The organism is uncultured Clostridium sp. (assembly GCF_963527835.1).
Taxonomy (GTDB): domain Bacteria; phylum Bacillota; class Clostridia; order Clostridiales; family Clostridiaceae; genus Clostridium.
This window is the reverse complement of the sequence record NZ_CAURTC010000003.1, coordinates 98,634-122,844: the sequence shown is the minus strand read 5'-3', so window position 1 is coordinate 122,844 and position 24,211 is coordinate 98,634. Positions and strand designations below refer to the sequence as shown.

Annotated in this window: 20 protein-coding genes; 6 read left to right on the top strand and 14 right to left on the bottom strand. The window is 26.5% G+C overall.

What is annotated here, in order from left to right:
* Positions 1-109: 109 nt before the first annotated feature.
* The 10 genes from recJ to RYM86_RS02900 all read right to left on the bottom strand — a co-directional run bounded on the left by recJ (position 110) and on the right by RYM86_RS02900 (position 15,561).
* Positions 110-1,876, bottom strand: a complete 1,767-nt coding sequence (recJ, locus tag RYM86_RS02945) for a single-stranded-DNA-specific exonuclease RecJ (protein ID WP_315077647.1) — start codon at positions 1,874-1,876, stop codon at positions 110-112.
* A 126-nt stretch (positions 1,877-2,002) separates the two neighbouring features.
* Positions 2,003-2,539: a DJ-1 family glyoxalase III gene (locus RYM86_RS02940; RefSeq protein WP_315077645.1), complete on the bottom strand. Its 537-nt coding sequence runs from the start codon at positions 2,537-2,539 to the stop codon at positions 2,003-2,005.
* A gap of 18 nt (positions 2,540-2,557) precedes the next feature.
* On the bottom strand, positions 2,558-5,467 hold the full coding sequence (locus tag RYM86_RS02935) for a DNA topoisomerase IV subunit A (protein ID WP_315077643.1): 2,910 nt from the start codon (positions 5,465-5,467) through the stop codon (positions 2,558-2,560).
* Positions 5,468-5,487: 20 nt separating this feature from the next.
* Entirely contained in the window at positions 5,488-7,437 is a 1,950-nt protein-coding gene (locus RYM86_RS02930) for a DNA topoisomerase IV subunit B (RefSeq protein ID WP_315077641.1), read from the bottom strand.
* 411 nt (positions 7,438-7,848) lie between these two features.
* Complete coding sequence (locus tag RYM86_RS02925; protein ID WP_315077639.1) at positions 7,849-9,273, bottom strand: glycosyltransferase family 2 protein; 1,425 nt, start codon at positions 9,271-9,273, stop codon at positions 7,849-7,851.
* 567 nt (positions 9,274-9,840) lie between these two features.
* On the bottom strand, positions 9,841-11,193 hold the full coding sequence (gene gdhA, locus RYM86_RS02920; RefSeq protein ID WP_315077638.1) for an NADP-specific glutamate dehydrogenase: 1,353 nt from the start codon (positions 11,191-11,193) through the stop codon (positions 9,841-9,843).
* A gap of 175 nt (positions 11,194-11,368) precedes the next feature.
* Positions 11,369-11,980 (bottom strand): hypothetical protein, encoded by a 612-nt coding sequence (locus RYM86_RS02915; RefSeq protein WP_315077637.1) that lies wholly within the window; start codon positions 11,978-11,980, stop codon positions 11,369-11,371.
* A 195-nt stretch (positions 11,981-12,175) separates the two neighbouring features.
* A complete protein-coding gene (locus RYM86_RS02910) occupies positions 12,176-13,141 on the bottom strand; it encodes a rhomboid family intramembrane serine protease (protein WP_315077636.1) in 966 nt (321 codons plus the stop codon).
* A gap of 191 nt (positions 13,142-13,332) precedes the next feature.
* Positions 13,333-15,117, bottom strand: a complete 1,785-nt coding sequence (pepF, locus tag RYM86_RS02905) for an oligoendopeptidase F (RefSeq protein ID WP_315077635.1) — start codon at positions 15,115-15,117, stop codon at positions 13,333-13,335.
* Positions 15,118-15,162: 45 nt separating this feature from the next.
* Complete coding sequence (locus tag RYM86_RS02900) at positions 15,163-15,561, bottom strand: DUF6762 family protein (protein WP_315077634.1); 399 nt, start codon at positions 15,559-15,561, stop codon at positions 15,163-15,165.
* 414 nt (positions 15,562-15,975) lie between these two features.
* On the opposite strand from RYM86_RS02900, the gene RYM86_RS02895 reads away from it, so the two are divergent.
* The 3 genes from RYM86_RS02895 to RYM86_RS02885 all read left to right on the top strand — a co-directional run bounded on the left by RYM86_RS02895 (position 15,976) and on the right by RYM86_RS02885 (position 17,997).
* Positions 15,976-16,398: a hypothetical protein gene (locus tag RYM86_RS02895; RefSeq protein WP_315077632.1), complete on the top strand. Its 423-nt coding sequence runs from the start codon at positions 15,976-15,978 to the stop codon at positions 16,396-16,398.
* Positions 16,399-16,495: 97 nt separating this feature from the next.
* On the top strand, positions 16,496-17,170 hold the full coding sequence (locus RYM86_RS02890) for a metal ABC transporter ATP-binding protein (protein ID WP_315077631.1): 675 nt from the start codon (positions 16,496-16,498) through the stop codon (positions 17,168-17,170).
* A gap of 32 nt (positions 17,171-17,202) precedes the next feature.
* Positions 17,203-17,997, top strand: a complete 795-nt coding sequence (locus RYM86_RS02885) for a metal ABC transporter permease (RefSeq protein WP_315077629.1) — start codon at positions 17,203-17,205, stop codon at positions 17,995-17,997.
* Between the two features lie 189 nt (positions 17,998-18,186).
* Here the strand turns inward: RYM86_RS02885 and RYM86_RS02880 are convergent, their stop codons facing one another.
* On the bottom strand, positions 18,187-18,600 hold the full coding sequence (locus RYM86_RS02880; RefSeq protein WP_315077627.1) for a Fur family transcriptional regulator: 414 nt from the start codon (positions 18,598-18,600) through the stop codon (positions 18,187-18,189).
* A 62-nt stretch (positions 18,601-18,662) separates the two neighbouring features.
* A complete protein-coding gene (locus RYM86_RS02875) occupies positions 18,663-19,214 on the bottom strand; it encodes a manganese efflux pump (RefSeq protein ID WP_315077625.1) in 552 nt (183 codons plus the stop codon).
* Positions 19,215-19,428: 214 nt separating this feature from the next.
* Here RYM86_RS02875 and RYM86_RS02870 point away from each other — a divergent pair, with 214 nt between their 5' ends.
* Positions 19,429-20,646 (top strand): 6-phosphofructokinase, encoded by a 1,218-nt coding sequence (locus RYM86_RS02870; RefSeq protein ID WP_315077623.1) that lies wholly within the window; start codon positions 19,429-19,431, stop codon positions 20,644-20,646.
* 129 nt (positions 20,647-20,775) lie between these two features.
* On the opposite strand, the gene RYM86_RS02865 is transcribed toward RYM86_RS02870, so the two are convergent.
* Positions 20,776-22,083 (bottom strand): aminotransferase class V-fold PLP-dependent enzyme, encoded by a 1,308-nt coding sequence (locus tag RYM86_RS02865; RefSeq protein WP_315077621.1) that lies wholly within the window; start codon positions 22,081-22,083, stop codon positions 20,776-20,778.
* A gap of 168 nt (positions 22,084-22,251) precedes the next feature.
* Here RYM86_RS02865 and RYM86_RS02860 point away from each other — a divergent pair, with 168 nt between their 5' ends.
* On the top strand, positions 22,252-22,788 hold the full coding sequence (locus RYM86_RS02860) for a hypothetical protein (protein WP_315077620.1): 537 nt from the start codon (positions 22,252-22,254) through the stop codon (positions 22,786-22,788).
* A gap of 10 nt (positions 22,789-22,798) precedes the next feature.
* Positions 22,799-23,419 (top strand): DUF4397 domain-containing protein, encoded by a 621-nt coding sequence (locus RYM86_RS02855; RefSeq protein WP_315077619.1) that lies wholly within the window; start codon positions 22,799-22,801, stop codon positions 23,417-23,419.
* A gap of 146 nt (positions 23,420-23,565) precedes the next feature.
* On the opposite strand, the gene RYM86_RS02850 is transcribed toward RYM86_RS02855, so the two are convergent.
* On the bottom strand, positions 23,566-24,180 hold the full coding sequence (locus RYM86_RS02850) for a TetR/AcrR family transcriptional regulator (protein WP_315077617.1): 615 nt from the start codon (positions 24,178-24,180) through the stop codon (positions 23,566-23,568).
* Positions 24,181-24,211: the final 31 nt, after the last annotated feature.

Here is a 24,211-nt window from a genome sequence, read left to right as displayed (position 1 = left end):
CCTTTTCAGTTGCAAAATATCTGTGTTTTAAACAAATGCTTATATTATAGTAATTATATATATAATTACTAATCTTAAAACTACTCACTTATATTTTTATAATAAAAATTTATCTATAATTTTGAATAACTATTTGAATACTTATATTTCCATTGTATTCATTTATGCTAGGATAAAATATTAAATCTAAATTTACTGAGTTAAATTCCCCATCATATAATTTTTGTAGTTCTTCATAATTATATTTCTTAGTTATATATTGTTCAAACGCTTCAATATCTCCAAAATAAATTGAATCTATTGCTCTTCCATTAGAAGTTTTCAATTTTATTTTTAATACATTTTTATTTTGTCCAAGTACCATAGCTTTTACTGCATTAACATTTTTTGCTCCAAATAACGGTTTTGAGTTTCCCTTTCCAAAAGGCTCTAAAATTTCTAAATCATTTATCATATCATAATTAATATTTTCTAAGCCCAAAGGTACATCAATTGTTACTTTAGGAACAAGTTCTTCTTCTGTTAATTTCGTGTTTCCATTAAGTTCTTTTCTAAGTAAGTTTATATTACTTTCTTCCAAAGACAACCCCGCAGCCATTGGATGTCCACCAAACTTATTTAACAAGTCTTTACATTTTAATAATTCTTCAAACATATTATATTCTTCTATCGATCTTCCAGAACCTTTGACTCCATCTTCAGCCTTTGTAAGAATTATTGTAGGAACATTATATTTTTCTCTTATCCTTCCTGCTATTATTCCTGCTAAACTTTCATGAACTTCAGGAATATATATAACAAATACCTTGTCATCTTTCATAGTACTACCCTCTATAATTTCTATAGCTTTTTCTACGCCATCGCTAGTCATACTTTTTCTTTCATCATTTAGTTCAACTAACTCTTTTGCTAAATTCAAAGCTTCTTCTTCATTTTGAGATAATAATAGCCTTAATCCCTTTTTAGCTGAATCTAATCTTCCTGATGCATTTATGCATGGTCCTATAACAAAACCCAAATGATAAGTTGAAATTTCCTTACCATCCATCTTAGTTTCTTTCATTAAATATTTTAATCCTAAATTGGTAGTGTTATTTATCATCTTTAATCCATTTTTAACAAATATCCTGTTTTCATCAATTAGATCTACAACATCACATACAGTGGCTATGGCAACAAATTCAATTAACTTATAAAGTTCATCTTTAGAAATTTTCATTTTTTCATATAAAACTTCAATTAGTTTAAATGCCACACCAGCACCACATATTTTATCAAACTTGTATTCACACTCAATTTGTTTAGGATTAATTATTGAATCTGCTTCTGATGATATAAAAGTTCTATCTCCTTTTTCATCTTCAACAAAAGGAATATCATGATGATCTGTTACTATTACTGTCATACCTAACTCTTTAGCATATTTTATCTGTTCTATTGCAGAAATTCCATTATCACATGTTAATAAAGTATCTATTTCATCATCCTTAGCTTCAAGTATTATTTTTTTATTTATACCATAACCATCTTTTATCCTGTCAGGTATTTCATAATCAACATTTGCACCGCATTTTTTAAGTGCTGTATATAATATATAAACACTAATTACTCCATCAACATCATAATCACCAATTATTCTAATTTTCTCCTTACAATCTATTTTTTCTTTTAATATTTTAGTAGCCTTTTCTATATCTTTCATCTCATATGGATTATGAAAGTTGCTATAAATAGGGTTTATATAATTTTTTATCATATTATCTTCTACAACATTTCTATTTATCATTAATCGAATTATTAATTCACTAATACCATATTTTTTAGATATATTCTTATAATCGGCTTTAATATTTTTTATAAACCATCTTTCTTTCATTTTATCCCCCATCTTTTACAAATAATAACAAACAATCCACAACTTCACTCAAACTTCATGCTAAAAAGTGGATAAAATCGTGGATTGTTTGTATTTAAAGCTATAATTTATTAAAACATTGATATATTATTTATATAACATAGACTTAGCTAATTCTTCTACCTTATCGTATCCTAATTTTTCTATTAACTTATAACCAAATTCTATAGCTGTTGCTGGACCCCTACTAGTTATTATATTACCATCAACAACAACACTATCTTCTTTATAGTTACAATTTATAAGCTCATCTTCAAATCCAGGATATGAAGTTATATTTCTTTCATTTGTTAATCCTGCTTTTCCAAGTACTATAGGAGCTGCACAGATAGCACCTATTATTTTACCTTGTTTATTATGCTTGTTAACAAACTCTATAACTCTCCCATCGTCTCTTAAGTTCTTTGCTCCAGGCATACCACCAGGAAGTGCTACTAGGTCATATTCCATATCAGACTTAAAAATCTTATCTGCTTTTATTGTAACTCCATGAGAAGACGTTACAAATTCTTCATTCATTGAAACTAAATCACAAACTATATCTGCTCTTCTTATAATATCAGATATAGTTAATGCCTCAACTTCTTCGAAGCCTTCTGCTAATAATACACATGCCTTTTTCATAAATTTCTCCTCCTACTATTATACAATCATAACATCTTTCAATTCATCATCAATCATTAATATGACATTAGTTCCTCTTCCAGCACGGTTTTGAAGCTTTATATCTTCAACCGTTATATTTACTTTCTCATTTGCCTTTGAATTAAGTGAAATCTCTTGCGATCTAGGTGATATTATAACTGTATTTCCGTTAACGTCTGAGTATTTAGAAACATATGCTCCAAATATAACTTCATCTTCTTCTCTTAAACTAATACCAGTAACTCCAGATGCAACTTTTCCCATAGAATTAACATTCTCAACTGGGAACCTTATTGCCATCCCCTTCTTAGTTATTATTATTAGATTTCCTAATGTTATATTATTTATATCTACAGATATAACCTCATCATCTTCTGTCTTAAGTTTATAGAAAAATTGCTTTTGAGTATCTACTTTAAACTCATTTAATAAAGTTTTCTTTACTAATCCCTTTTTACTAAAAGAATAAAGTGCTAAATTATCATCATAAGAAGAAATTGAACTTATTCTTATTATCTTTTCTTTCTTTTCTAATTCTCCAGTAAATACTTCTAACTTAATATCTCCATTCATTATGTTTTTTAATAAGAATCCAGGTATTTTATAAATATATCCCTTATTACTAAATAATAATAATGTTTTTGATGAATTTATCTTCGTTCTAGTTATATCTACTTTTGATGTTTTATAATATTTAAGTATGTTTTTATCATTAATTCCTATGTTAAATTCAAAATATTCTTCTTCTTTACTTTCATTTACCTCAACAATTTCATCATCTGCAGATAAATTAAACAATTGAATAGGCAGAATATTTCTTGGTACATTTTCAAGTTCTGGTACTTCTATTGTAAATTCTAAATCTAATTTAGTTTTTATATTTAAATAATCATTATTTTCTTCTCTATCTTTTAATTTAACATTCAGTAATGCATCCTGATCTCTTAATTTTAATGCTTGAAGTTTTCCATAAGATGTTTCAAATTTATCTAGTGAACTTTCTTTTATTCCACCATTTTTAGTTATAAATCTGAAGATTTTATTTGGATTAAAGTTATCTACTGATATAACTTTAACTATTTTTTCATCTTCTAAATTTAGAGATTTTATTATAGTATCAAGTCTTTCACCTTTTTCTTTCCATTTTAATTCTGGAATATTTATTCCTTTAGCTTGATACATAAAACCCTTATCCGTAAAGATAAGAAGACTATCTCTAGTATTTGAACTTATTAGATATTCTAACTTATCCCCTTCTCTATATTCTATATCCTCAGGATTAGAATTAGATCTAATATAATTTTTAACAGGTATTCTCTTTATGAATCCATCCTTAGATAAAGTTATCATAACCTCTTCAACTATTATAAGTTCTTCAATATCTATTTTACTCTTAGCATCGTCTTCTATAATATGAGTTTTTCTTTCGTCCCCATATTTATCACTTATTTCTTTTAATTCAAATTTTATAACTTTTAATAATTCTTTTTCATTTGATAATATCTTTTCAAGCCTCTTTATTATTTTTTCAAGTTCTTTGTATTCTTTTTCAAAAACTTTTATTTCAAGACCTGTTAATCTATATAACATTAATTCTAATATAGCTTGAGCTTGTTCTGCTGTGAAATTAAATTTTTCAATTAAATTATTAGATGCATCTTTTTTAGATTTTGAGCTTCTTATCGTCGCAATAACTTCATCTAAAACATCTATAGCTTTAATAAAACCTTCCACTATATGAAATCTCTTTTTTGCTACCTCAAGCTCTTTTTCACTTCTTCTTGTTACTATTTCTTTTTGATGATTTACATAATGCCTTATCATATCTTTTAGACTCATAGTTTCTGGCTTTCCATCAGCTAAAGCAACCATATTAAAGCTTATATTACATTGAAGTTCTGTCTTTTTAAATAAGTATTTTAATATCTTATTTGCACTATCCTCATCAGCAGATTTCTTCAATTCTATTACTGCTCGTATACCATTTCTATCAGACTCATCTCTAATGTCAGATATAAGTTCTAATGCCTTTGAATGTCTTCTATCTCCTGTCATCTCAGAAATAGTTTGAAGTAATTTTGCTTTATTCCTTCTATAAGGAAATTCTGTAATAGCTATTCCAATTCTACCACTATCCAGCTTTTCAATATTAGTTTTAGCTCTATAAGCCACCTTACCAACACCGCTTTCATACGCTGATCTAAGTGAATTTTTTCCTATTAATATTCCACCTGTCGGTAAATCTGGCCCTTTAATATATTCCATTAATTCTTTAATATCTATTTCATTATTGTCTATATATGCTAATACTCCATCTGTTACTTCTTTTAAGTTATGTGGAGGAATATTAGTTGCAAGCCCTACTGCAATTCCAAATGATCCATTAACTAAAAGGTTAGGATATCTACTTGGTAATACCTTAGGTTCAAATTCACTATCTGAATAGTTTGGAACCATGTCAACAGTATCTTTATCTATATCTCTCAACATTTCCATGGAAATAGGTGCAAGTCTAGCTTCTGTATAACGCATGGCCGCAGCACTATCTCCATCAATTGATCCCCAGTTTCCATGACCATCTATTAGCGGAGCTCTTGTTGAAAAATCCTGTGCCAAAATAGTCATAGCATCATATACTGATGAATCCCCATGTGGATGAAATTTACCTAATATATCTCCTACTATTCTTGCCGACTTATAATAAGGTCTATCTGGAAAAGCCTTTAGAAGATATGCTCCATAAAGTATTCTTCTATGCACTGGCTTTAGTCCATCTCTTACATCTGGAAGTGCTCTTTCTTTGGCTACTTCAATAGCATAAGGCAAATAATTTTCAGGCATAGCTTCCTCTAATGGTACTTTAATTATATTATTATCTCTTGGTATACTTTGAACTTTTTTTGCCATAATATTTCTCCATTCTTAACTTAATTGAATTCTCCGTATTTATACATATAATTTTTTCTCGGCTCTACTACATCGCCCATAAGTAGAGATATCATTTTTTCTGCTTTTGCTGCATCATCTATTGTAACTTGTATAAGAGTTCTTGTTTCTGGGTTTAAAGTAGTTTCCCATAATTGTTCTGGATTCATTTCTCCAAGTCCTTTATATCTTTGAATCAATGCACCTTTCCCAATTTGCTTTTTAGCCTTTTCTAGCTCTTCATCACTATAGGCATACTTTACAGCCTCAGAACCTTTGTTAACCTTGTATACTTTGTATAAAGGTGGTTGTGCTAAATATAGATGCCCATTTGCGATTAATGATCTCATATATCTATAAATATAAGTCATCCATAATGTTCTTATGTGATATCCGTCTACATCAGCATCACTCATTATTATAACTTTATCATATTTCACATCATCTTGTTTATAATTTTCTAATGTGCCTGTTCCAATTGCTGCATTAAATATTCTTAACTCTTCTGAAGCTAAAACATTCTCAAGCTTTTGTTTTTCAGTATTCATTATTTTACCTTTAGATGGCATTATAGTTTGGAATCTTCTATCTCTTGCTTGTTTTGCAGAACCTCCTGCTGAGTCTCCCTCAACAACTATAAATTCATTAACGCTTTTATCTTTTAATGTACACACTGCGATTTTACCTGCTAAAGGCGCTGTTCCAACTCCAACCTTTTTCTTTTCAGCATCATTTATCTTTTTGATTTTTTCTCTTCTCTTTGCAGATTCTAATGCATTATTAATTAAAGTTGTTGCTAATTCTTTATTATCTTCTATCCATTCTAACGATTTAGTATATACTAAATCATTCATCATAGTATATGCTTCATTGTTTCCTAGTTTAGTTTTGGTTTGTCCTTCAAAAATTGGATTAGTAATTTTAATTCTAAGTATTGCAGTCATACCTTCCCTTAAATCATTACCTTCAAACTCTTTATCCTTTTCTTTTATTAAGTTAAGTCTCTTAGCACCCTCTTTAAAAGCTCTAGTCATTCCTGTCTTGAATCCCGTTTCATGAGTTCCTGCTTCAGTAGTTGGTATATTATTTACGTAACTTGCTATATACTCTGTTGATGAATCCGTGAACTGTATGCAAATTTCACCTTGTACTTGAATATTATTTACTGTTCTTTCTCCATCAAAAATAATAGGAGCCTCATGAATAACTGTTTTGCTTTCATTCAAGTAATTAATAAAATCTAAAAGGCCGTTTTCTGAGTAATATTCTTTTTGAATCTCTTCATCTTTTCTTCTATCTATAAGTTCTAATCTTATTCCTTTATTTTGGAATGCTAGTTCTTGCAATCTACTATCTATAACATCAAATTTAAAATCTGTAGAAGAAAATACCTCTGAATCAGGTTTAAAAGTAACTTTTGTTCCTGTTTTATCAGTCTTTCCAATTACCTGCAACTTGCTCACAGGTGTACCTGGCATAGATCTTTTTAATTCTTTATCAAAAGCATATTCAAATCTTTGTCTATAAATATTACTATTTTGATATACTTCTACTTCGACCCATTTTGATAAAGCATTTACTACTGCTGCTCCAACTCCATGAAGACCACCAGAAGTTTTATAATTTTTATTATCAAACTTACCTCCAGTATGAAGTTCTGTAAATACCATCTCTACACCTGATTTTTTCTTTATAGGATGTATTCCTGTTGGTATACCTCTACCATTATCATAAATTGTAGCACTCTTATCTGCATTTAAAATAATAGTTACCTTATCTCCATATCCATTTGTAATTTCATCTATAGCATTATCCAATATTTCCCATATACAATGATGTAACCCCTTAGTTCCTGTAGAACCTATATACATTCCAGGTCTAATTCTTACTGGTTCTAGCTTTTCTAAAGATGTTAAATCAGTAACATCATAATTATTATTTTTTAATTCCATAAGGCCCTCCTCAAACTATTAACTTTATTTCAAATAGTACTGATATTTTAATATTAGTTAAATAATTTTTTCTGTCTTTATAGACTTTTATACAAAATATCAACATAAGCTTAAAATAAATTATTAAAAAAATATATATTTTAACTCACACTATTTTATATTATATTTTCTCTCTTTACTACATCTATTATTTATAGTTTATTAAATTTTAGTATAAACATACGAACTTATGTACTATTATACTATAAAAATATACTTTATTTTACATCTCATGTCAAAAAATAAAATTTGAATTTAGATTTACTATATCCCATACGCGAAAGAAGAGTGCTTCATTCAGTTATGTAATAAAACTTTTAACCTCTATTACATCCCTTAAGCACTCTTTAAATCAAATTCTATATAACAAATTTAAACATCATATATTTCAATATTTCTAATGTGTTTAGTATGATTCCACTCTTTATTATTCTTATTCCATATTCCTTGAATAGTAATAGGAATCCAAGTTATAGTATATAATCCATATAATAAGAATCTGAAAAATAATACCAAACTACTTTTTCCTAACAATAGAAATACTGCTAATAAGAATATTATATTAAATCCTAAAGTAATTCCTAATGTAACTCCATAATTTTGCATTGGTTCTAATCCATAATTTTTTACTATTCCTAAAATGTAAGGAATAAAAAATACGTTAGTTGAATACAGTGCAGTTATTGCAAAGAAACCTTTAGATACTTTATTTTCAACTGCTAATACAAGTGGAGTTATTATAAATTGTACTAAAGCAAACACTTTAATCCCTATTCCCCACGATACATTTTCAGATACTTGACTCAACACAAATATACCCTGTCCTGGTGTATCTAATTGTATTATTGTTAATATAGCTGAAACTGCTAACATTAAAGTAATAAAAGGTTGTAATACATATAATGCACAATCAAATATATACCATTTTCTTTCTTTAATTGACTTTTTAGTTAGTTTCCAAAAATATCTTGATGCTACATCTGTAAATCCTTGCATCCATCTTTTTCTTTGAGTCCATGATTGAGCTAATTTCAATGGTTTTTCATCATAAATTATAGCATCATGAGCCCAACCTACTTTTTCTCCATTCAAAACAAGCTTACATGTAAATTCTAAATCCTCAGTTAAACAAGTTGCTCCCCAACCTAATTCTTTTAAAGTTTCAGTTTCTATTGCAAAACCTGTTCCACCTATTTGATTAGAAAATCCTACATTTGCTCTAGCTAATTGGAACATCCTATTTTGAGTCCAAAAGGCTATTGAATATGAAGTTGCTATCCATGAATCCTCAGGATTCTTACTATCAATATAACCTTGTACAACTTTATATCCGTCATTCATTTTAGAATTAATTTCTTGCAGAAACTCCTTATGAACTAGATTATCAGCATCAAATATAGCTACTGCATCATACTGTTTCTTCATTTTAAATAATTTATCAAACATCCATTCCAAGGCATACCCTTTACCTCGTTTATCTTTATTAAATCTTTCGCAGACATTAACACCGTATTTTTTTGATATTTTAGCAGTATCGTCAGTACAATTATCTGCTATAACAAAAACATCATACATATCTTTGGGATAATTAAGATTTAACATACTTTCGATCAATTTACCAATAACTACTTCTTCATTATGTGCTGCAATTAATAACGCAAATTTCTTATTTGGAGTATAATTTTTCTTTTCCTTTTTCCTAATAAGACCAAAAAAACCTAACACCATATAATATAAAGTTAATATAAATACAAATATTTGAAATATCGCTGTTATGGTAAAAATGTATTTTCCCATTACATTCACTCCTAATGTTAAATGAAGCTAATTCTCCACTTATTATTTTATCTACACATTTTAATTACACCTTTATTTAATATATTTCAATATAAATAAAAAATCAAGTATGTTTTTCTTAAGATAAAATTAAGATTGTTTTATTTGCGTTTTTTGTAACCATTTACCATGAGTTTTCTTAGTTTCTTTATCATTTATTTAATAATACTTATTTCTTTTTGGTAAATCAATAAACATTATAAATTAGACCTTAACTCTATATCTTTATATTTTCCATATATACAGATAATTATTAATGTAATTTTTGTAACTAAAAAATCCTTTTTTATCTTAATTTTATTTTTAAAAATTTAAAAACTATTGTAATATTATACTATTAAAACAAGAAAAATAATTTCACTTTTACAATTTATAACTTAAATAATTTCATTTTAAACTTAAATTTCATTATTATTTCTAACCTTAAACATTCTATACTTTAATTATATATAAACATAAAGAGTTAACTTAATTCCTTAAAAATTAAAGTTAACTCTTATAAATTAATAAATACTTTAAAGAAAAAAATTATATAATCCCTTGACTTATCATAGCATCTGCTACTTTCATAAACCCAGCTATGTTAGCTCCCATTACAATATTTCCTGGATGTCCATATTGTTCTGCTGCATTTTTAGAGTTGTTATATATATTTTTCATTATATCTTTAAGCTTTTCATCTACTTCCTCAAATGACCATGATAATCTTAAACTATTTTGTGACATTTCGAGAGCCGAACAAGCAACACCTCCAGCATTAGCTGCCTTTGCTGGTCCAAATAACACATTATTGTTCTGGAATACATCTATTGCATCTAAAGTTGATGGCATATTAGCACCTTCTGCTACCGCTTGAACTCCATTAGCTACTAATATTTTTGCACTTTCTAAATCAATCTCTCCTTGAGTTGCACAAGGTAATGCTATATCACATTTAATTTTCCAAATACCATTGCATCCATCTTCATACTTGGCAGTTGATACATAATTTAAATAATCCTTTATTCTGCCCCTCTTTACTTCTTTAATTTCTTTTATAGCTTTTAAATCTATTCCATTTTCATCATATATATATCCATTAGAATCACTTAGGGCTACAACTGTTGCACCTAATTCTTGTGCCTTTTGAGTAGCATAAATAGCAACATTTCCCGATCCAGAAATAACTACTCTTTTGCCTTCAAATGTCATATTATTATCTTTTAACATTTCATCTGCAAAATATACTAATCCATATCCAGTAGCTTCTGTTCTAGCTAAGCTACCTCCAAAAGTTAAGCCTTTTCCAGTTAAAACCCCTTGTTCACTAGTATTTCTTAATTTCTTATAGTAACCATAAAGGTATCCAATTTCTCTTCCACCTACACCAATATCTCCTGCTGGAACATCTATATTAGGTCCAATATGCTTATATAATTCAGCCATAAAACTTTGACAGAATCTCATTATCTCATTATTTGATTTTCCTTTTGGATCAAAATCTGAACCACCTTTTCCCCCACCAATTGGTAATCCAGTTAAAGAATTTTTGAATATTTGTTCAAAACCTAAAAATTTTATTATGCTTAAATTTACTGATGGATGAAATCTTAATCCACCCTTATATGGTCCTATTGCATTATTAAATTGTACTCTAAATCCTCTGTTTACTTTAACATCCCCATTATCATTTACCCAAGGTACTCTAAAAATAATTTGTCTATCTGGTTCTACTATTCTCTCAAGCAAAGCAGCCTGTATAAACTCTTCATGCTTTGCAAATACTGGTACTAAAGAATTTAATACTTCAGTAACTGCATCTATAAATTCTGTTTGTTCCTTGTTAACCTCTTCAACCCTTTTTAATACCCCATCAACATATGCCTTTGCTTTTGCTTCCATTAAATTCATCTCCTTAAAATTTTACAAATCAATTATTTTAATTTAAATGATTTTGTTTATATAATACACCCTGCTAGATTATTTTACTATAATATTATTAAAATTATAGTAAAATTCACAGTATATCATATTAATTTACTATTTATTATCAATTTATTAATTTTTAATTTCAAAATTATTTTATAATTTCACTAATTAATCTTCTGAAAAATCGTACATTTCTACCTTTAATACAATAATATTCCATAGGTAATATTGTTAAGCATCCTAGAGTTCCCATAATTATATCTAACATAGTATCAATCAAACTATTATTTTGAGAATTTAATCCAAACAATCTATCCGTAGAAAACTCCCATATCTCCCATACTCCAGCCATAGCAATTGAAAAACTTAATATAAAAATTAATGAAAATAGTGGATTTAATTTATCATTAACTTTATGTGTATAATTCACATATATGGAAAATCCTATAACACTAATTATGATTCCAGATACAAAATGAAGTATTTTATCATAACAATATATATATGTATATATATTAAATACATTACCTACATACATAGCCATAATTATGAAAGTTAAAATTAACAAGTAAATCATTTTGCAATGTTTAATAAAAGTAACAGAAAAAACAAACTTTGCAATAAAAATAGTAATAATAAGTAATACAATTCTAAAAACTTCACTGCCTGACTGAAATAATATATTAAATATTAAATGAATTACTAATATTGTAATTACCATCATTGTTATTATTTCATCATATGTTAATTTTCTTTTCAAATTTACTCCTCCTCATTATATCTTCTTAAACTATATTTTTAACTCAAAGAGTACTATACATTATTGTATTAAAAGCTATTATTTAAAAAACCTGAAGCATTCTTAAATACTATATTTTTGTTTCAAATAAAGATTCTTGTTTTAGTACCATATTGTTTCCTTCAATTCTAGATTTCATTAGATTTTTCAGAACTTCTATACTTTCTTAATCATTAAAATACGTCCCATTATCAAGCCTCCTAGAAAACCTCCTATGTGACCTAAATTATCTATACCTCTAATGGTAAATCCAGACATTAAAATCAAAATTATTATTCCTACTAAATTTAATATATACCCCTTTTTTATTCTATGTCTTTCTTTTATACTAAATACTAGTATTGCCCCAAGTAAGCCAAATATTGCTCCAGATGCTCCTACTGATACTGAATTTTCATTCAATAATACACTTAATAAACTTGAAGTTATAGCTGATGTAAAGTATATACATAAATATTTCTTAAGACCAAAAATTCTTTCTACTTGTGGTCCTAAAATATATAATGCATACATATTAGATAACAGATGAGCTATGCCTCCATGTAAAAATGCACAAGTTATTAGTCTCCAAATTTCACCTTGATATATTAAAGGATTATACTTGGCTCCAAAATTTATTAATACATTTATATCTATGGTTAATATACGTCCAGATATAAACGCTGTTAATAAGAATACAATCACATTCATTGCAATTAAAATTAAAGTGCTCTTTTTGTTTCTTAAAAATTTATTCAACTTAAATTCAGAGCTTTTATTTATATTAATAATTATATTCTTTAAAGGATCACAAGATTTATCACATAAAACTATATTATTATTTTTTTTATTTATAACTAATTTATTTATATTTTCCTGTTTACTTCCTAAATATTCTCCATTTGAAAGTACAACTATATTTAAAGCAAAATTCTTTCCTAATGTTTTTAAATATGCTACAGCTTCCTGTACGTTTATATCTTCATGTTCTTCACTTGTAACTAGTACACAATAGCTACCATACCCTAATTCTTTTATAGCAATATAATTTAATTTATCATAAAACTTACTATAGTATTCTTTAATATAAAAATTATCATTTTTTATTAAGAAATTAAATAATTTTTGTTCTAAATATTTCATGCTTAAATCCATCCCTTTTTATTATCTATTTATATTTTTCAGGCTATGTTTAAAAACATATATTTACATGTTTTTCAAATTATATAAGTAATACAAATGCTGCCTTAAAAATTAAGACAGCATTATATAATATATTTTCATTGCTTATGTTTTAGATATATCAACACATTGCTTAAACATATCCTTATTCTTTAAAAATCAATCATGTCTAATAATTCATTGAATCTCTTAATTGTTGCTTCTAAAGGTTCATCAGTTGTCATATCAACACCTGCATTTTTTAATATATCTATTGGATAATTACTTCCTCCAGATTTTAAGAATCCTTTATATTTTTCAACTGCATTTTCTTTATTCTCTAAAATAGCTTTAGAGAATGCTGAAGCTGCTGCATAACCTGTAGCATATTGATAAACATAAAAATCTGAATAGAAATGAGGTATTCTTGACCATTCAATATTTATTTCTTTATCTACAATCATTTCTGGTCCAAAATACTTTACGTTCAATTCATGCCATTTATTGTTATAATCCTCAGCAGTTAAAGGAGTTCCTTTTTCTAAAGTCTCATGTGTATATAATTCAAATTCTGCAAACATTAATTGTCTAAATACAGTAGTTCTTATCTGCTCCAATTCCTGATTTATTAAATAAAGTTTTTTATTTTCATCTTTTTCTTTATCTATTAAATAATGAATAAGTATTGATTCATTTGTAGTAGATGCAACTTCTGCACAGAATAAAGTATATCCTGCATAATAGTACGGTTGTTCTTTTCTTGAATAATATGAATGAATTGAGTGACCCATTTCATGAGCTAATGTAGATACATCACCAAGTTCATTATTGTAATTTAATAATACATAAGGCATTGTATCATATCCACCCCATGAATATGCTCCACCTTTTTTACCCTTATTTTCGTATATATCTATCCATCCATCTTCTATACCACTATTAAATATACTTAAATATTCATCACCTAATGGCTTTAATGCATCTAATACTATATCTACACCATCATTAAATTCTATTTTTTCTTTTGGTGTTTCAATAACTGGAACATATAAATCATACATATGAATTTCATCTAAACCTAACAGTTTCTTTTTTACATTTACATATCTATGAAGAGAGTCTAAATTATCATTTATAACTTTTACAGCATTTTTATATACTTCTAAAGGTATATTATTAGGTTTAAGTGAAGCTTCTAAAGCACAATTATACTTTCTTATTTTGCTGCTAAAATTAAAATTTTTAATTGAACAAGTTAGAGATGTGGCTAATGTATTTTGAAGTTTTTCATATTCACCAAATAACTGTTCAAATGCTCTTTTTCTAAGTCCCCTATTTTTACTTCTTATAAAAGAAGAATAATTTCCCTCTGTTAATTCTACATCTTTTCCATCTTCATTTTTTATCTTTCCAAATGTCATATCTGCATTAGTTAAAATATTATGGATAGCTGATGGTGCATCTAAGCAATCAGAGGCTTGAGCTAAAAGTTCTTCCATTTCTTTTAATAATACATGTGGTTTTTCTTTTAATATATCTTCAAATAAAAATTTATATGGTTTTAATTCATCTAATCTTTCTATTTCTTTTGCTATAAAGCCATCATCTAAGCTCAATATTTCTGGAACAAAGTAAGCTGTATAACCTGCAAACTCAGCCATATATATATCGATTTTGCTCATTAAACTTTGATATGTTGCATTTGAAGTATCTTCATCAGATTTTAAATGAGCATATATATATAATTTTTCTGCCTTTCTTGATATTTCTTCACTCAACTTTAAATATTCTAATATACTTTCTCCACGATTTAATTTACCTGAAAAGTCTTTTAAGCTATGTGCTTCTTTTCTTAGAGCATTAAATTCTTTTTCCCACTCATCAATATTTTTATATATTTTTTCTACTTTCCATTTAAATTTGGATTCAATTTCTTCTCTCTTTTTTAATTCTTCCATTAATTTACCTCCTATTTAAATTATAATAGTAAATATTTTGAGATTTTAAATATATTCTTCTTTCTTATCTTTGATATTTTCCCATACATTATTCATTTCTTCCTGTATTAATGTTATACATTCGTGTACTTTTTCTTTAATAAAATCAAAATCATCTTCATATTTAAATTTTATAACATATGTTGGATCATATTCATCTAAGTCTTCTTCTATTTCATATCCCTTTTCAGTAAATCTTTCTGTATTAAATAAATCATATATAGCTGAATATTCCCATTCTTCTACATTTTTATTAGTATCAAAATACATATGTACAATTCCATCTAATACATAAAACTTTTTAACAAATAATCCACCTTCACTTACTTCAAAACTTCCTAACTCTTTTTTTATAAATCCTGTTTCACTATCTTTCTCTATTAAAACTAAACTTGAAAATTCCATAATTCAGCACCATCCTTTTAAATATTTGTTCATTTATAATAAGGCACATGAAAATAAATAATAAGTCCAAAGTTGCAATGGATATTTTTCATCAGGCAAGAAGATGAATTGACCTCATAGCGTGCCTATTAGGTCAATTTGACGACGCAGCATGATGAAAAATAGGCTGGCAAATGGACTTGTTATTTTTTTGATTGTGCCTAAATACATTATAAGTATATTTTATCTTAATAAGCAATAGAATTGCTTCTATTTATTATATTTTTCCATTTTATGTATAAAAAAATATTTAAACATTTGTAAATATATGGTAATATTTACTTACAACATTTTATATTATGTTAACCTTTAGTTTGCATTATTAGAATTTTTTTCAATTTCCAAAACATATTAAAGACATTATAGGAGGTGCTTATGGAGAGGCAGGAGTTTTATAGTAGAAATGTAAAAAAAAATAATACAATTGATTTAAATCAATATAAGAAACAAAAGGTAAAGAAAAGAAAAAAAAGAACTATTTTAAAACGTTATATATGTACATTTTTAATTTTAATTACCGTAGTTCTTTCTTCTTTTATTATTACAAAAGAAATATATGTTCAAAAAAGATGTGCTGATTTAGCTTATTCTGTTGAACATTATTTTACTAACGGCTTTGATAAAAAAGATAAGCTTCTTAGAGTTCAAGAAATGTCATTAATTTATTCTGATGGAGAAAATGCTCTTGTAGAAGCTTCCGGATTATCAAAAGAAGAACCTCATAAAAAAACAATTTTAAAAGGAAACTTTAAAAAAGATAAAAGTAATTTTTGGGTATTAGATGAAGTATATAATTAGTAATAGTTGCAAACAATTTGCAACTAAGTATATAATATATTTAGGTATTATATTATATAATGCCTAAATATATTATTTTTAAGGAGCTGATTATTTTTTGATAAAAATAAAAGATTTATCATTTTCATATACAAACAAGTCCGAACTCTTATTAAACAATATTACACTTGATATACCAGGTGGTGTTTACTTATCAATACTAGGTGAAAATGGTAGTTGTAAAAGTACTTTTATAAAATTAGTAATTGGATTATTAAAACCAACATCAGGTTCAATAACTTTAGATTTCAATAAAATTTCCTATGTTCCTCAAAGATTAGATAATTTTAATTCTCAATTTCCTATAACAGTAAAAGAGTTGTTATCAATGCATGCGAAAACTATGGGAATTAAAAAAACTACTGAAATAGATGACGTATTAAATAAAGTTAATATGAAAAATTTTAAAAATTCATTAATTGGAAATTTATCTGGAGGACAACAACAAAGAATATTTATTGCAAAAGCTCTTATAGGTAATCCTGATTTAATAATATTAGATGAACCTTCAACCGGAGTTGATGAAAAGAGCCAAAGTGAAATTTATCCTTTATTAAAAAGTTTAAATGAAGATTTAAATAAAACAATTATATCTGTTGAACATAATACAGATGTTGCACTTAAGTATTCTACTCATATTTTAAAAGTTAATAGTGGTATTCTTACTTTATATACTAAAAAAGAATTTATTAATTATCTTGAATATGAACATCATAAGTCTTGCGCAATGTAACTATTTTATTAATTTTAGAAAGGTAATTATATATGTTTGAATTAAGTTTTATGCAAAATGCCTTTATGGCTGGAATTATAGTAGCAATACTTTGTCCATTTATTGGTCTATTTATTGTTCTTAGAAGAAATTCTATGATTGGAGATACATTATCACATTCTTCCTTTGCTGGAGTAGCTATTGGACTCGTAATAGGAACCAATCCAATAATTACTGCTTTTTTATTTACGTCACTTTGTGCAATAATAATAGAATTCTTAAGAGATTATTATAAAAAATATTCTGAATTAGTTATGTCTATTGTATTGACCTTAAGTTTAGGTATTGCAATTATATTAGTCAGTAGCGGTAAAGCTGTTGCTAAAGTAGATTCCTTTTTATTTGGTAGTATATTAACGGTAACAAGATCTGATATTTTATTAATTTCATTGATTGGTGCCATTTGTATAATACTTTTACTTATAATTTATAATAAATTAATATATGTAACATTTGATGAAAACGGCGCTAAAACTGTTGGAATAAATGTTAAACTTATAAATTACATATTTACATTATTAGTTGGTGCAACTATATCTCTTTCTATTCAAATAATGGGTATTTTAGTTGTTTCATCAATAATGGTAGTTCCTGTAGCAACTGCTATGCAATTAAAAAAAGGCTTTAATAAAACACTGATTTTTTCTATAATCTTTGGATTAATAGATGTTATATTAGGTTTAGTTTTATCATACTATCTTAATAGTGCTCCTGGAGGAACAATTGCTTTAACTTCAGTAATAATGCTAGTATTAACTTTAATATTTACATCTAATAAAAATCATTGATAAATGTTCTGTTTTTTAACATGTTGATATTATAATCTGAAGTTAGTGTACAGAATTTTAATTCCATTATCCCCTTATACTAAAGTATCAGCTTTTATTTAAAATATAGATAATAAAAAGTGCTAAATAAGGATTTATTTATAAAAATAACTTCTTATTTAGCACTTTATATTTTGCTTTATCTCTGTTTTACTTATTCTTCTTACATTCTTGGCATACACCCTTAAGAATAAGGTTATGTTCTGTCAATGTGAATCCAGTCTTATTTTCTACAATTTCTTGTATTTGAATCATAGGACATGGAATCTCAACTTCTTTATTACAAATATTACATTTTAAAAAATGCATATGAGTCTTCTTCTTTAATTTATAAGAAAACACACCATCTTCAAGGACAATTTTATCAATTATATCTTTTTCCTCAAATAATTCTAATGTTCTATAAATAGTACTTAAATTAATATTTATATTATCACACTTGCATATTTGATATATCTTTTCCGCACTCAAACTATTATTAGAAATTCTTAATATTTCTAGTATCTCAACTCTTCCTTTTGTTACTTTTATATTTTTATTTTTTAAAAATTCTTTTAAATCCATTAGTCTATCCCCTAATAAACATTCTTAAGTTTATTATAACACATGATCGTTAAAGAACTATACTAAAAGAATACCATTTTTAATCCAAATAATATTAATATGATTCCAGCTAAAAAATCAGCATATTTACTTATAAAATTAATTCTTCTTATGTATTTGCATAAAAATAATCCACTAAAACATATTACCAGCGTTATAAGTCCTATCAGCAAAGAATCTAATGTAAGAAGTAACGCATTATTTAAATTATGAAGAGTAGTAAATCCAACAACTAAAGCATCTATGCTTACAGATATCCCTAATATTATGCAAGTACTATTTCTCTCTAATACATCATTTTTTTCACTCTTTAATCCATCTAATATCATGAGCATGCCTATAACAAAAAGTATTATTCCACCTGCCAAGGAAGATATATTTACAATATAAACATCAAATAAGTATCCTGCAGTTCCTCCAATATAAGTAAACAAAAACTGAAAAAAAGCAAAGGACAATATAAATTTCATTTTATTTTTGTAAGTAAGTATTGAATTTAATCCTATACTCAGTGTTACACCAAACGCATCCATAGCTAATATAATTCCTATTAATATAACTTCACTCGAACTCATAATCATCACTTTCCTTATATCTATAAAATTAGTATCTATAATAATAATTATTATGAAACTGAAAATATATGCAAAGATAATTAATTAATTTAATATTTAGCAAAAAAACTATTTATTTAATGTACTTTTTGTTGTATATTATTAAATAGAGTATTATTAATAAGCAAATAGTATATCACATTTATACTGTTATGTTTTAAAAAGGAGCGTTTTTATGTCTAATTGTATTATTGCACAATCTGGTGGTCCAACTTCTGTTATTAATTCTAGTGTAGTAGGATTAATACACGCTAATAAGTCACTTAAAATTTTTGATAAAGTCTATGGTGGCTTAAATGGTATTGAAGGAATTTTAAATAAAAATATAATTGATCTTACCCTAATTAATGAGGAAGATTTACAAACTTTTAGATATACACCATCTTCTGGGTTAGGATCTTGTAGATATAAATTACAAAATCCCGATAATTTTTGTGATGAATATGAAAAACTAATAGAAATATTAAAACAATATGATATCACTTCATTTTTTTATATTGGTGGAAATGATTCTATGGATACAATTGCTAAACTTTCTGCTTATTCTAAAAAAAATAATATTGATATAAACTTTATTGGTATTCCTAAAACAATTGACAATGATTTAATGTTTACTGATCACACACCTGGTTTTGGTAGTGCTGCAAAATTCATTACAACATCCGTATTAGAAACCTATCTTGATTCTTCAGTCTATATTAACAATGGTATATTTATATTAGAAACTATGGGACGAGACACAGGTTGGCTAGCAGCATCAGCTTGCATAGCAAGAATAGATAACAAGCCTGTTGCTGATTTTATTTATCTTCCTGAAACTGCTTTTGATAAATATCAATTTATAAATGATGTTAGAGAAAAATTTAAAGAACAAAATAAAGTATATATTGTTGTATCTGAAGGCATTAAAGATGAAACTGGTAAATTTATATCTGAGTTCCAATGTGTTTCTAACGATAATTTCGGACATGCTCAATTAGGTGGTGTTAGCCAGTATCTAAGAAATTTAATTCTTGATGCCGGTATAACTAAAAGAGTAAAAGCTTTAGAACTAGGAATTTTACAACGTTGTGCAATGCACTCTGCATCTGATTCTGATTTAAATGAAGCTTATGATGTTGGTTATGTAGCTTTACAAAGTGCAGTAAATAATGAAAGTGGTAAAATGGTTGCTATAAAACGTGAAGATTTTAAAGACTATAAATCATCTTACTTCTTAGTAGATGCTGATAAAGTAGCTAATAATGTTAGGTACTTCCCTTCTGAATGGATTAATGAGTATGGAAACTTTTTAAAAGAAGAGGCTTATGAGTATTTTTCACCATTAGTAAAAAATATTCCTAATTTAAAAATAGAAAATAACTTACCACAATATAAAGTTTTTAACATCTAATTATGTTTAACTGAGTAAAAGAGTTATTAAACTCAAACTAATAACTCTCTTACTATAAAAATTTAATATAACCAAGATTTCATATTATCTAAATAATGAACTTTTAGAATATATCTAAAAGTTCATTATTTATAAAGTTAACTTTCCTCTTGCAATATCTTCTACTGTATTTAAAAAGAAATCTATTTCCTTTTCTGTATTATATACTGCAAAACTTACTCTAACCATTCCTGGCATTCTTTTTGTTTCATCATTTAAAAAATAACTTGCTTCTTCCTCGCTTATTCCCATAAGCCTTCTACAATAAGGATGTGCACAAAACCATCCATGCCTTACTGCTATTCCATGTCTCTTAGCTAATATTTCAGCTACTTCCTTGTCATAAAATTCATTTATATTAAAAACAGTTATTCCAAGCCTATCATAAATATTAAAGGTATCACCGTAATTAATTATTTGTGGAATGCTTTCAAGGCCTTGCAACATTCTCTTTAAAAGAACTTTCTCATGTTGTTCAATAAATTGATATCCTATATTCCTTAATTCTCTTAATGAATTTATTAAAGACATTACTCCTAAAAAATTTGGAGTTCCTGCTTCATTTTTTTCTGGCGGCTTAAGATAAGTTAATTCGTTATCTAAAACCAACTCTACTGTTCCTCCACCTGAATAATCTGGAAGAGAATTTATAAAATCTTCTTTTAAGCCTATTATTACACCTATTCCAAATGGGGAATATATTTTATGAGAAGAAAATACTAAAAAGTCTATATCCTCTTCTTTTGAATTTCCGCTAATACTAATTTTTTTATGAGCTACAAGTTGAGCTGCATCTACTATTAATTTAGCACCATATTGATGAACTATTTTGGCTATTTCATGAATATTGTTTATATATCCAGTTACATTAGATGCACCAGTTAGGGATACATATTTTATTTTTCCAAGATTATTCTTTAACTTTTCTTCCAACTCTTCAAGTTTTAATCTTCCCTCTTTATTAACTTCTATATAATCAACTTTCCCCCTATTTCTCCAAGGTAAATCATTTGAATGATGTTCCATTCTTGATATAAGAACAATTTCATCATCTTCTTTTAATAAGGTTTTAGCAAGTTTATTTAGGGCTTCCGTTGTATTGTTAACATAAATCACAATATATTTGTCACTATTCTTTATATGAAAAAAATCCATTAAAAATCTTTTTGATTCATAATATAATTCGGTAGTTATTTCTGCTTTTTGCCCTGTACCTCTACCTATGGATGCGTAAGTTTTACTTAGTTTTTTCATATATGAAAAATTAGATTTAAAAGTAGGTGTAGTTGCTGCATTATCAAAATTTATTGAATTTATGCCATTACCTTTATAATCATAAACTTTTTCATCTATTCCAAGAAATAAATCCCTAATGTTCTCCTCATTTTTTATCCTCATATACATCTCCTCCAATATATCCTATTCATATGTGGCTTTTATTGTGTCACCATGAAATATAGTTAAATAGGTAATATATATGTATATGAATTCATATTATAAAGTGTAACAAATAGTCTTTTATAGTCATATAGTTATTAAGAAAATATATGGAGGTATCGTAGAAAAATGAAACCAGATAAAAAATATATGAATATTGAATGTAATAATGATTTTGATTATAGTTTTGTCCCATTACAAAACAATTTTAATTTTCGCTGTAATCAATCATCATTGACACCCTTTTTTAAAGCTAATAATTCTCTCTTTGATGGTGAGCCTGATAATAATTTTAATTTCGATTTTAGAGGTGATATTAATTCTTCAGATTTATTTCCAGATGAAACTATGCAATCACAACTATATTGCTATATTAACGAACTAAATAAAAATTGTAATAAAAAAAGTGATGTTATGAAAAAAGATACTTCAAATGAATTAACTCCTGATAAAATGCTTAGAGGATTTGATTTAGATTTAAATGAAAGCGAGGATTTAGAAAGAATTAATGCTGATAATGATGTTAATAGAATTTATTTAAAAATTGAAGAAAAAAACCCTAATATATTAACTACTCTTTCAGTTTATGGAATTCCTTATCCAATAGCTAGAGTAATGATTAAAAGGATAATAAAATTATCATTACAATACTGTAAGGATAGGTAGGTGAAATTTTATGTTTTTATTTAGAAATTCATTTCCAGATATAAAATCAAACGTTAGATTTCTGCATGCTCTTCCTGAATCTATAAGTGTAGATATCTATGCTAATGATAAATTACTATATTCCAATCTTTCATTTGCACAAATTTCAGATTATATAACTGTTTCCCCTGGTAAATATGATATTAAATTGTTTAAAGCTTATACTACTGATAAACCTCTACTATCTGAAACAATAGAAATATTACCACTTTCTTATTCAACTATAAATATAAATTATGAAAATAAAGTAGTATCATTATTTAAACTAGATGATGGTGAGTTAGAAGCCAATCCTCTATTATCATATGTAAGATTTATTAATCTTTCACCAAACTCATCTAATATGTCTTTGTCATTACCAGATGGACCACTTTTATTTGATGAAATTCCTTACTTAGAGCCAACAGATTATTATCCCGTATCTCCTGGAATATATAATTTTGTTGTATCAGATAAAAATAATTTCAGCAAATTTATAAGCAATATTGAATTAGACAAAAATATGTTCATAACAATTTATATCGTAGGACTCTTTAATGACACTCCTAGAATAGGATATATACTAACTAAAGATGCTTACAGAAAAAAGTAATCTTATAAGTAATACCTATCTTAATATATATTAGGATAGGTATTTTAATTTTAGGCTCTAATTTAGCAATTTGCTTATATATACATAAACAAAGCTGATCATAGTAATTGAACTTAAGAACATAGTATTAAAACAAAGATTAACTTTTAAACCTTTATCATCGCTAGAATTTTTTTAAATAAAATAGGTTTAATAGTATCTATATCCGTAGGCTCTTTAAATATTATCGTTGTAAAACATACACTTCCTACTAATTCTATTATCATAAATAAAGTCATCTCAGCCTCTTCTTCTGACATACCCGCATTAACTAGATTTTTTATAAAATTATCTACTACTTTATTTACATTCTCATACTCCTCAGGCTTTAATATATTTTTTCTATATAATCCCCAAGAAATATTTTTATTTATAATTTTAAGAAGTAACTTATTATGTTTTAAATTTTCTATTATGTAATTTATAAAAAATAAAACTCTTTCTGAAAAATCTTCTATTGAGTTATTAGTTGTCTCATTCAAAGCGTCTTTTAATAACTTGTTGCTCTTTTTTAATATAAGTTTATTTAAAAGATCATGTTTATCATTAAAATATAAATAAAATGTACCCTTTGCTATTCCAGCTTTATTTACAATATCGCTTATAGATGTTTTTTCAATTCCTTGTGTTAAAAACAGCTCATAGGCTGAATCAAATAACTGTTTTTCCTTTAATTGCTTCTTAGCACTAACCTTATCAATCTTTTCGTCATATAAGTTCATTTATAATTCCTCCAAAGATTATTCCTTAAAT